This window comes from Luteitalea sp., assembly GCF_022842525.1.
Lineage (GTDB): Bacteria > Acidobacteriota > Vicinamibacteria > Vicinamibacterales > Vicinamibacteraceae > Luteitalea.
Genome location: NZ_JALHPM010000199.1, coordinates 1 through 11,113 on the forward strand (window position 1 = coordinate 1; position 11,113 = coordinate 11,113).

General features: G+C 71.4%; 8 protein-coding genes and 1 pseudogene. 7 read left to right on the top strand and 2 right to left on the bottom strand.

All coding sequences use genetic code 11. From position 1 onward, the window contains the following. On the bottom strand, window positions 1-1,024 hold a 1,024-nt coding region (locus tag Q0C41_RS26095), incomplete at its 3' end, for a DUF2891 domain-containing protein (RefSeq protein WP_291988976.1). Between the two features lie 11 nt (window positions 1,025-1,035). Between Q0C41_RS26095 and Q0C41_RS26100 the strand changes: the two are divergent. The 7 genes and pseudogenes from Q0C41_RS26100 to Q0C41_RS26130 all read left to right on the top strand — a co-directional run bounded on the left by Q0C41_RS26100 (window position 1,036) and on the right by Q0C41_RS26130 (window position 9,576). Beyond that, a pseudogene (locus Q0C41_RS26100) lies at window positions 1,036-1,799 on the top strand (AAA family ATPase). A 94-nt stretch (window positions 1,800-1,893) separates the two neighbouring features. After that, window positions 1,894-2,508: a phosphatase PAP2 family protein gene (locus Q0C41_RS26105; protein ID WP_291988981.1), complete on the top strand. Its 615-nt coding sequence runs from the start codon at window positions 1,894-1,896 to the stop codon at window positions 2,506-2,508. 51 nt (window positions 2,509-2,559) lie between these two features. Continuing rightward, window positions 2,560-3,438, top strand: coding sequence for a sugar phosphate isomerase/epimerase (locus Q0C41_RS26110; protein WP_291988983.1), 879 nt, complete (start codon window positions 2,560-2,562; stop codon window positions 3,436-3,438). 20 nt (window positions 3,439-3,458) lie between these two features. Continuing rightward, window positions 3,459-6,194 (top strand): PVC-type heme-binding CxxCH protein, encoded by a 2,736-nt coding sequence (locus tag Q0C41_RS26115; RefSeq protein WP_291988985.1) that lies wholly within the window; start codon window positions 3,459-3,461, stop codon window positions 6,192-6,194. Then, on the top strand, window positions 6,191-7,315 hold the full coding sequence (locus Q0C41_RS26120) for an alcohol dehydrogenase catalytic domain-containing protein (protein WP_291988987.1): 1,125 nt from the start codon (window positions 6,191-6,193) through the stop codon (window positions 7,313-7,315). The genes Q0C41_RS26115 and Q0C41_RS26120 overlap by 4 nt, the downstream gene beginning before the upstream one ends. A 12-nt stretch (window positions 7,316-7,327) precedes the next feature. Beyond that, a complete protein-coding gene (locus Q0C41_RS26125; RefSeq protein ID WP_291988988.1) occupies window positions 7,328-8,755 on the top strand; it encodes a hypothetical protein in 1,428 nt (475 codons plus the stop codon). Between the two features lie 20 nt (window positions 8,756-8,775). Further along, the gene (locus Q0C41_RS26130) at window positions 8,776-9,576 is read left to right on the top strand and encodes an alpha/beta hydrolase family protein (protein WP_291988990.1); all 801 of its coding nucleotides are present in this window, start codon (window positions 8,776-8,778) and stop codon (window positions 9,574-9,576) included. 4 nt (window positions 9,577-9,580) lie between these two features. On the opposite strand, the gene Q0C41_RS26135 is transcribed toward Q0C41_RS26130, so the two are convergent. Then, the coding region (locus Q0C41_RS26135) for a M20/M25/M40 family metallo-hydrolase (RefSeq protein WP_291988992.1) at window positions 9,581-11,113 on the bottom strand (1,533 nt) is incomplete at its 5' end.

Consider the following 11,113-nt stretch of genomic DNA (forward strand, 5'->3'; position numbering starts at 1 on the left):
GGCCGAGGTCGCGGTGCCGCGCCGCGGCGGCGCGGAGGGCGGGCAGGCGACGGTCGGCGGCCGGCAGGGCCGACGCGATGCCTTCCAGCATCCAGGCGCGACTCAGGTTGAGGCCGTCGAGGTGCGCCAGCTTGCCGTCGGTGGCGTCGAGGACGACGCCGGGCTCGAGCCAGGAGGCGTCCCCCATCACGACGGGCGTGCCCCGAGCGGGGTCGTGGGCCGGGACGCGCAGGGAGTGGAGTGGGATGTCCGGCAGAAAGCCGGTCAGCCAGGTCGGGAACTCGGAGAACGGCAGCACGCGCCGCATGAGGTCCGCCTCGGCAAGACAGGGCGACACGAAGTCCTGCCCAGAGGGCTCGTACGACAGCGGGCAGGCCGTGTCGTTCAGATAGAACGTGCGGGACCGCTCGACGAGGAGCGCCTCGAACGCGGCGTGCCTGGTCGCCCGCGCCCAGTCGAGGGCGAGGCCGAACGCGAAGGCCGTCTGCGAGTGCTCGCCGGTGCGAATCGGCCTGGTGAGCTTCGGCAGCCAGTCCATGAAGCGACGGACGGCCTCGGCCTCCATCGGTTCCAGCAGTCGCGCCAGCGCACGCGCCTGCGGACGTTCCGACTCGCGCAACTCCATGGTCAGCTGCAGCAGCCAGGCGAGGCCGTAGGGCCGCTCGAACTCCTGCCGCCCCGGAGCGGTGAGGTAGGCCATCTCGCCTGCCACCCGCTCGGCGGTGATGTTGCGCGCCAGCGCCGCCTCCGCACGCGCGGCCAGGGGCGTGCCCGGATACAACCGGGCCACGCGCGCCAGCAGCCAGTGGCCGTGCACCGACGAGTGCCAGTCGAAGCAGCCGTAGAACGCCGGCGTCAGCGCGCGCGGCACCTTGGCGTCGGCATCCGAGGCCAGTGTGTGCGCGATCTTGTTCGGATACTCCTGGTGCACACCCGCGAGCGCGAGCGCCGCCAGCTTCTCTGCCTGGGCAAGGTCCATGGGCGTGGCCGCAGCCTGCATCGTCAACCACAGCGCGAGCAGCATGCGGCAGTGTAATGTGCAATTCTCGTCGGGTGTTGCGCACGCTTGCCGTCGGCGACTACCGGTCCCTGCGTGAGGTCGTCCTCGGGCTGCAGCCGCTCACGCTCGTCACGGGCCCCAACGGCAGCGGCAAGTCGAACATCTATCGGGCGCTGCGGCTGCTGGCCTGGGCGGCACAGGGGCAGCTCGTGGCGACGCTGGCCCGCGAGGGCGGCCTCGGGTCGACCCTGTGGGCCAGCCCCGAACAGCCGTCACGGCGCCGAGCTGCCGCTCGAAGGCACCACGCGCAGGCGCGTCGTCAGCCTGCGCCTCGGCTTTGCCGGAGACACGTTCTCGTACGCCATCGACCTCGGGCTGCCCACGCCGACGAGTTCCGCGTTGCACCGGAGGCGCTGCTGCTGCGCGAGCAGATGCGGGGCTGGCGCTTCTACGACCCGGGCTGTTGCGCCCCCTGCGCGCTGCGGAGCTGTCGGATGGCACGCCGCACTACCTGCGGCTGGCCGCTGCCCTGCTGACGCCCCGACCGCCGGAACTGCTGGTGCTCAACGAGCCGGAGACCAGCCTGCATCCGGACCTCCTGCCCGCCCTTGCCCGCCTGATCGCGACGGCCGCCAGCTCGACCCAGATCATCGTCGTCTCGCACGCGCCGCGCCTGATCGACGCGCTGGCGTCAGACCCGACGTGCCACTTGGTCGCCCTGGAGCGCCAGCACGGCGAAACCACCATCGCCAACATCCCGTGGCAGGACCAGCCACCCTGGACGTGGCCCACGCGCTGAACCTTCTCCCTTTCCCTTCTCCCTTCTCCCTTCTTTCTTGTCCCTTCGGCATTCAGCATTCAGCATCCGGCATTCTTTCCGCTACCATGCCGCGGTGCCGAAATCGTCGTCGCGTCCACGCTGGCTCCTGCCGCTCCTCGTCATCGTGATCGTCCTGGCCGTGGCGATGCTCACGCCGCGCCTGCCCGGCGATCCGACGGTGGCGCGGGCCATCCAGGGGCTCGGCATTCCGCCGGCGCCAGCGGCGTGGATCACGTCGCTGGCCGGACGGCCGAGCGTGTACGTCGTGCTGGCGATCGGTCTGGTCCTGGCCACCTGGCGGGGCCGCCTGCGGGCCCTGGTCGCGACGGCGGTACTCATGGGGCTCTGGTGGTACGGCGGCGAGCCGCTCAAGGAACTCGTGCACCGGCCGCGGCCCACGGCCGAGTTCGTCGAGGTCGTGCGCGCGTCGAGTGGCTTCTCGTTCCCCTCCACGTTCGCCACCACGTGGTTCAGTGCCTGGATTCCGCTCGCCATCTACGCGTGGCGCACGCGCCAGCGAGCCGCGGGCACCGCCGTCTCGGTGGTCGCCTGGACCCTGGTGCTGGCCGGCGCCTGGGCGCGGGTGCGCATGGGGGCGCACTGGCCGAGCGATCTGCTGATGACGTTCGGCCTGGTGTGGGCCACGTTCGTCCTGATCGATCAGGCCGTCGCGACTCTGGAAGGCTGAGCCGCCACGGGCTCGGGTATGCTGCTCGGCACATCTCCCAGGAGAACGCCGATGCTTCCGTCACGACGCACGTTCCTCGCTCTCGGCGCCGGCGCCCTCGCGTCGACCCACATCGCTCGTTCGGCGGCTGCCAGGACGTTCGCGGCACCGTCGGCCTTCAAGGTCGGCGTCACGGACTGGAACCTCCGCAAGGAGGCCAACCCGGAGTCGTTCGCGCTCGGCAAGCGCCTGGGATTCGACGGCGTGCAGGTCAGCCTGGCCAGCGGGCGCGGCGCCGCGCGCACGCCGATCACGACCGAGGCCGTGCAACGGTACCTGACCGAGTCGCGTCAGCATGCGCTGCCCATCACGTCGACCTGCCTGAACATCCTCCACACCAACTACCTGAAGTCGGATCCGCTCGGTCCGCAGCGCGTCGCCGAAGGGATCGCGCTGACCAGGGCCCTCGGGGTCGAGGTGATGCTGCTGCCCTTCTTCGGCGACGGCGCGCTGAAGACGACGGCGGAGATGGACCGGGTCGGCGACCTCCTGCGCGAACTGGCACCCGAGGCCGCCAGGGCGGGCGTCGTGCTGGGCCTCGAGGACACGATCTCGGCGCGAGACAACGTCCGGATCATGGAACGGAGCCAGTCGCCGGCGGTGCTGACGTACTACGACGTGGGCAACTCCACCGTCAACGGCCACGCCGTCATCGAGGAACTGCGCTGGCTCGGGCGCGACCGCATCTGCGAAGTGCATCTCAAGGACAATCCGCACTTCATGGGCGAGGGCACGATCGACTTCCCCGGCGTCGTCGCCGCCCTCAGCGACATCGGCTTCCAGCGCTGGGCCGTGCTCGAGACGAGCGCGCGCGCCGACAGCCTCGAGGACGACCTCCGCCGCAACCTCACCTTCACGCGCGGGCTGCTGGCCGCGCGCGCCAGCCGGTGATCGCGGCAGGTCCCGCGGGCGTGGGAGGGACCGCTCGCCGAGCCGTCCGGCTCACCGTCACGGTCGCCGCCCTGCTCTGCGCCGCGGTCCAGCAGCCCGCCGGCCAGCAACGCCCCGCCGCGCCGCCGCTGCCTCGGCTCGACCGTGTCACCGAGATCCCGCTCGCGCTCTTCCGGGTGCCCGACGGGTTCGAGGTGACCCTGTGGGCCGGCACGCCGATGGTGCGCAATCCCACCAACATCGACGTCGACCGCGATGGACGGATCTGGGTGGCCGAGGGCGTGCGCTACCGCAATCACCACGACCGGCAGCCGGCCGGCGATCGCATCGTGGTGCTGCAGGACACCGACGGCGACGGCCGTGCCGACGCCTCACACACGTTCGTCCAGGAGCCGGCGCTCATCGCGCCACTCGGTGTCGCCGTCATCGACAACATGGTCGTGGTGTCGCAGCCGCCCGATCTGATCGTCTACACCGACGTCGATCGCAACCTCCGGTTCGATCCTGCCGTGGACACCCGCGAGGTGCGCCTCACCGGCTTCCTGGGCATCAACCACGATCACTCGCTGCACTCGGTGACCGTCGGCCCCGACGGCAAGTGGCTCTTCAACTCGGGCAACATGGGGGCCCGCGTCACCGACCGGTCGGGCCGCACCTTCACGTCGATCGGGCCGTACCGCGCCGCGCCGATCGGCCCCTTCACGTATCCGCACGACCCGGCGACGTTCGCCGGCGCGCGCAGCGACGACGGCCACGTGTACGTCGGCGGCTTCATGGCGCGGATGAATCCCGACGGCACGCAGCTGGAGATCGTCGGACACAACTTCCGCAACAGCTACGAACAGGCTGTCACATCGCTCGGCGACATCTTCCACAGCGACAACGACGACCCGCCGGCCTGCCGAGTCAGCTGGGTGATGGAGTACGCCAACTTCGGCTTCGCGTCGAGTGATGGCCAGCGCACCTGGCAGGCGGACCGTCGTCCAGGGCAGTCGGTGCCGATGGCCGAGTGGCGGCAGGACGATCCCGGGACCGCTCCAGCCGGGGACATCTACGGCGGCGGATCGCCGACGGGCGTGGCGTTCTACGAGAACGGCGCGCTCGGCGACGCCTGGGCGGGTACGCTCCTGGCCGCCGAGCCCGGGCGCAACGTGATCTTCGCCTACCAGCCGACCCGGACCGGCGCCGGGTTCGCGCTGGACGGCCGCCGCGACTTCATGGCCTCCAATGTCGAAAGCCAGTGGGCCGGCACCGACTTCAGCGGCGGGCCAGGGTCGACGACGGCCGAGATCTCCACGCTGTTCCGCCCGTCCGACGTGGTGGTCGGCGCCGACGGCGCCATCTACGTCAGCGACTGGATCGACCCGATCATCGGCTTCCATCAGGATCTGGACGACGCGACGTCAGGCGCGATCTACCGCATCGCTCCGAAGGGCTTCGTGTCGCGACCACCGCGATTCGACGCGTCCACGCTCGACGGCCTCGTGACGGCGTTGCGCTCGCCGGCGATCAACGTCCGCGCCATCGGCTTCATGGGCCTCAAGGCGCGTGGCGCATCGGCCGTGGATCCCGTTGCCGCACTGCTGGCCGATCCCGACCCGTACATTCGGGGCCGCGCCCTCTACCTCCTCTCCCAGCTCGGGCCGGACGGTCAGCGGCGCGTCGGCGACCCGGCCGACCTGCCCGATCCGGCGCTGCGCATCGCGGCATTCCGGGCCATGCGACGGGCCGGGCTCGACGTGCTCCCGGTGGCCGCCCGCCTGGCACGCGACAGCGATGCCGGCGTGCGACGGGAAGTCGCCCTGTCGATGCGCGACCGCCCCGCCAGCGAGGCCCTGCCGATCCTGCACGACGTCGCCGCTCGCTTCGACGGCGTCGACCGCAGCTACCTCGAGGCCCTGGGGACGGGCGCCACGGGCAAGGAGTCGGCCCTGTACGACCGACTCCGCCGCGATCTGGGACGCGGCGATGCGCTGGCGTGGTCGCCGGCCTTCGCCTGGATCGCCTGGCGGCTGCACGTGCCGGCGTCCATCGACGCCTTCGCCCGACGCGCCGGGTCGTCGCGACTGCCCCTGGACCAGCGTCGGCGCGCCATGGACGCGCTCGCGTTCATCGACACGCGCGCCGCGTCCACGGAGATGATCGAGCTGGCGGCCACGCCGGGCCCGTTGAAGGAACCCGCCACATGGTGGGTGCTCAATCGTCTGTCGAACGACTGGGCCGACCACGACCTGCGGCCGACCCTCGAGCGTCGCGGCATCTACGACCCCGACACGCTGACCCTGACCGCTGCCGAACTGCCCCCGCGCGCGTCCGCCAGCGTGTCCCTTCGAGTGCCCGACGTGACCGCGCTCCAGGGTGATGCCACCCGTGGCCGGGAGGGGTTCACGCGCTGCGTGGGGTGTCACGCACTCGGCGGCGTCGGCGCCGATGTCGGCCCGGCGCTCGATGGATGGACGCGCGGCAAGACCTTCGACGCGATCACCACGGCCATCGTCGATCCCGATGCCGGCATCGCGCATGGGTACGCCGGCACGACCGTCCGCACCAGGGACGGACTGACGATCCAGGGCCTGCTGATCAAGGACGGCGACCCGCTGATGATGCGCAGCATGGGCGGCGCCACCCAGGTCATCCCGCTCGACCGCGTCAAGGCACGCGAGCGGCTGCCCCGCTCGATCATGATGAGCGCCAGCGAACTCGGCATGACCGCTCAGGACGTCGCCGACGTCATCGCCTTCCTGCGCACCCGATGATGACGACGACCCGGGCCGCGATCGCCGATGGGGCTGGTGGCTTCAGCATCGAGGACATCGAGGTGGCGGCGCCTATCGCCGACGAAGTGCTCGTGGAGATCCGCGCGGCCGGCATCTGCCACACCGATCACGCGTCGCTGTCGTGGAAGCGGCCACTGGTGATGGGCCACGAAGGCGCCGGCGTCGTGCGCCAGGTGGGGCCGGGCGTGACGCACGTCGCGCCTGGCGATCGTGTCGTGCTCAACTGGTGCATTCCGTGCGGCACCTGCTTCCAGTGCCAGCGTGGCGACACCGTCCTCTGCGAGACGAGTCGACCGGCACACGTGATGGAGCCGTCGCGCGGGCATGCCCATGCCGACGGCACGACGTGGCGAGGCCGTCCCGTTGACCGGTCCTTCAACATCGGCACGCTGTCTGGCCTGGCGCTGGTGCGCAAGGAGGCCGTCACGCCGATGCCCGACGCGGTGCCCTTTCCGGTCGCCGCCATCAGCGGCTGCGGCGTGATGACCGGTGTCGGCTCCGTGATCAACGTCGCGCAGGTACGCACCGGCGAGAGCGTGGCGGTGCTCGGCTGCGGCGGCGTCGGCCTGAACATCGTCCAGGCGGCACGCATCGCCGGTGCGACGCCCATCGTCGCCATCGACACCAATCCTGCCGCACTCGCGCGGGCCCGCGCGCTCGGCGCGACCGACATCATCGAGGCGCGGCGCGACGACCCCGAGCTGCGCGACGCGGTCGAGTCCGTGCGCGTGCGCACCGGTGGACGCGGCGCCGACTACGCCTTCGAGGCCACGAGCGTGCCGGCGCTCGCCTTCGTGCCACTGCTCCTCGTGCGCGACGGCGGGCTCGCCCTGCAGGTCAGCGGCATCAACGACCCCGTGACGGTGCCGATGCCGTGGTTCATGTGGAACAAGCGCTACGTGACGCCGCTCTACGGCAGCTGTCAGCCGGCCCGTGACTTCCCGTGGATCTTCCGCCACTACCTGGAGGGCGACCTGCACCTCGATGCGCTGGTGACCCGGACGTATCACCTCGATCAGTTGGGTGCGGCCCTGGAGGACATGCTGACGGGCGCCAACGCCAAGGGCGTCATCGTCTTCGACCACGAGCGCATCCGCTAAGATGCGCGCACGATGAGGACCACATCGCAGGGGCGGCTCTCCCGCCGTGACTTCGCCCGCACGGCCGCGTCAGGTGCCTCCGCCGCCTGGGCCGCCTGGACGACCGTGCCGGAGAGCCTCCGGGCGGACGCGACCCGCGCGGTCGGCGCGCTTCGTCTGGCCACGTTCCGCTTCGACGTCACGCCACCCGTCGGCCATGCCCTCTGCGGCGGCTGGATCACCAGCGTGGTCGCCGTGGACGACCCGCTGGAAGCCAATGGCGTCGTGCTGCTCGGCGCCGGCGCGCCCATCGTCCTGTGTGCCGTGGACTGGACCGGCCTGCTCAACGTCGCGCACCTGCACTGGCGACAGGCACTGGCCGAGGCCGCGGGCACCACCCCCGATCGGGTGGCGCTGCACGTCGTACATCAGCACAACGCGCCGTTTGCGTGCCTCGACACCCAGCGCATCGTCGCGGCGTACCCGGGCCTGCCGCACGTGATCGCGCCGGCGTTCTTCGCCGAGTGCCTGCAGCGGGCGCACGCGGCCGTCTCGGCAGCGATCCCGCGGGCTCGCCGCATCACCCACGTGGCGGGGACGTCCACACGGGTCGACAAGATCGCGTCCAATCGTCGCGTCGCGCGCGACGCGGCCAACCAGGTCGTCGCCATGCGTGGCAGCGCGACGCGCGATGCCGCACTGCGGGCGATGCCCGAAGGTCTGATCGATCCGGACGCGAAGACCGTCGCGTTCTACGACGGTACCGAGAGAGTGGCCGCTCTGCACTACTACGCGACGCATCCGATGAGCTACTACGGCGACGGGCGCGTCTCGAGCGACTTCGCCGGGCTGGCACGCAAGCGGCTGCAGGCCGCCGACCCGACCTGTGCCCACCTGTACTTCACGGGCTGCGCCGGCAACGTGACGGCCGGCAAGTACAACGATGGCAGCCCGGCCATGCGCGAGGTGCTGACGGGACGTCTGCACGAGGCGCTCGCCGCTGGCCTGACGCACCTGCGCCCGGTGCCGATCGCCGCCGTGTCGTGGACGTCGATCGACATCACGCCGCTGGCCAATCCGTTCCTCGATGCGGCGGCGCTGGCTCGCGACATCGCCACGCCCACCAACACGATCGTCAATCGCAATCGCCCGGCGTTCCAGTTGGCGTGGCTCGAGCGCATCGCGTCCGGCCTGCCCATCGTGATCAGCAGCCTGCGCGTCAACGACCTCGGTCTGCTGCATCTGCCTGCCGAGGCGTTCGTCGAGTATCAGTTGGCCGCGCAGGCCATGGTGCCAGGCCGTCTGCTCGCGACGGCCGCGTACGGCGACGGCGGCCCGTGGTACATCCCGACGGCCGGCGAGTACGAGTGCGGCGGCTACGAAGTGAGCATGGCGTTCAGCGACCGCCGCATCGACCCGACCCTGCGGGACGCCATCAGGCGCGTGCTCGCCAACGCGTGACGGAAGGCTGACGCCCCATCGTGTTTCGCACCATCGACATCTCCGACCCGCGCTTCGAGATGGACGGCCTGCGTCACGTGGCCGTCAAGAGCACCGCGCTGCGAGGGCGGGGCGACATCACTCTCTGGGCACCGACCGGTCAGGTCCCCACGGCGCTCGTCGTCCTCCTGCACGGCGTCTACGGCAGTCACTGGGGCTGGGCCCTGCGCGGCGGAGCGCACCGGACAGCCGCCCGCCTGTGTGCCGCCGGACAGATCCCGCCGGTCGCGCTGGCCATGCCGAGCGATGGACTTCGTGGGGATGGCACCGGCTACGCGCGCCACGCCGACGGGACCGACTACGAGCGGTGGATCGTCGAGGATGTGCCCGCGGCGGCGCGTCTGGCCCTTCCAGGCGTCCTCGAGACGACCCCCCTGTGCATCGCGGGCCTCTCGATGGGTGGCTTCGGAGCGCTCAGGATCGGCGCGCGACACGCGAGGCGCTTCCGCGCCATCTCGGGGCACTCGTCGATCACGGACGCGGTCCAGATGTCGGCGTTCATCGAGGAAGACACCGCGTCGCTCGGCTTCGCGCCGTCTGACACCTCGGTGCTCGATGCGATCGTCGGCGCCGGCGCGGCGTTGCCGCCACTCCGCTTCGACTGCGGCCTCGACGACCCGCTGATCGACGCGAACCGCGCGCTCCATGCGGCGCTGAACGACCGACGCATCCCGCACACCTACGAGGAGTTTCCAGGGGCCCACGAGTGGGCCTACTGGGAGGCGCACCTCGAGGACACGCTCCGCTTCTTCGGCGGCGCGCTGGCGTCGTCGTCGCGCTGACGGCTCAGCGAGCCGTGGCCAGCGCGGCGATCAGTCGACCCAGCGCGTCGAGGTCGCGCAGATCCAGCACCTCACCGGGCGAGTGACTGTAGCGGCCGGGCCACGACAGCCCCTGATTCGGCGCGCCCCAGAAGGTGAACGTGGTGCCGTCGGTGCCGCCCTGCGTCAGCCCCGTCTGGATCGCGATACCGGCGGACGCGGCAGCGCGGCGCGTCCGCTCCCGCTCGTGCTCGGGAGACACGCTGGAGCTCTCGATCGCCCGCAGCACGGGTCCCTGCCCCAGCGGCGCGTAGGCGAAGTGACGACGCTCCAGCGGCGTGTCGGAGGAGACGAACGTATCGATCGAGTAGATGCGCGTCGTGGTGGCCCCGAGTCGGCGGGCCACGGCCGCGGCCCCGAACAGGCCGCCTTCCTCGTGCACCGACCAGACGAAGTAGACCTTGCCGGGAAGCTGCGTCGGGTCGATGGCGTTGATGGCGCGCAGCAGGGCCACCGTGCCGGCGCGGTCGTCGAGCGCTCGCGCCGTGTAGCGCGTGCGCCCGAGTCGGAGCCCTTCCTTGTGGCTGGTGACCTGCAATCCCACCGTCACGCCGCGCGCCGCCAGGCCAGCGGCGTCCAGACCGAACCAGGCCTGCGCCACGGCGGGCGTCTTCTGCTCGGCCGACGAACGGATCCGGAAGACCCCTTTGAGCGGCGACGGCGCCGCCGCGGCCAGCGACAACGCCACCCAGCGCGACTCCTGGAGGCCCGTCCCGGTCGTGGTGCTCGGTGCACCCGGCGGGTCGAAGTGTACGAGGGCCGTCTGGCCCTCCCAGGCGGAGGCGGACACACCGCCCTGTGCGGTCAGCGTCACCGTCCCATCGCCGGCAATGGACTCGATGACGTACCCCACTTCGTCCATGTGGGCCATGAACACCGTGGCACCGTCGCCCGATCCGGCCGACACCGTGACATTGCCGATATCGTCGACCGACGCGCGTGCACGCGCCCAGGCCGGCAACGCCTCGAGCACGGCCCGACGCACGGACCACTCGTGAGCGGAGACCGCGTGACGCTCGACCAGATCGGTCAGCGCGGCAGCCGAGGCCGAGCGTGCCTCGTCCGTGTGCGCGACCCGCAGCGAGGCACGCGGCGGTGCCGCCACCCACGCCGTGTCGGGCCCGACACGAATGCCAGTGGCCGTCGCCGCCGTCTGCAGCAGCCACGCCGCCTCCGCCGCGGTCACCACTTCCATGTGAGAGCCCGCCTGCAGCACGGCCGGTGCCAGCCAACGGACCGTTCGGGGGCCGACGACACCGAGTCCTCCCGCGGCGGAGCCGAGGGTGCTCGTGGCCCTGTCCACATCGGCCCGGGCGTCCTCGCCCGGCGCGAGGATCGTCACCCGATCGACAGGTCCCCCGCGTGCGATGAGGGACGACAGGCCCACCCAGGAGAAGACCTCCTGCGCGCTGAGCACGAACGTCGTACGCCCTGGCGGGACCACGGCCTTCGCGGCCGCCGCCAGCGTGGCCACCGCCGCGCACCCGGCGCGCCGGCC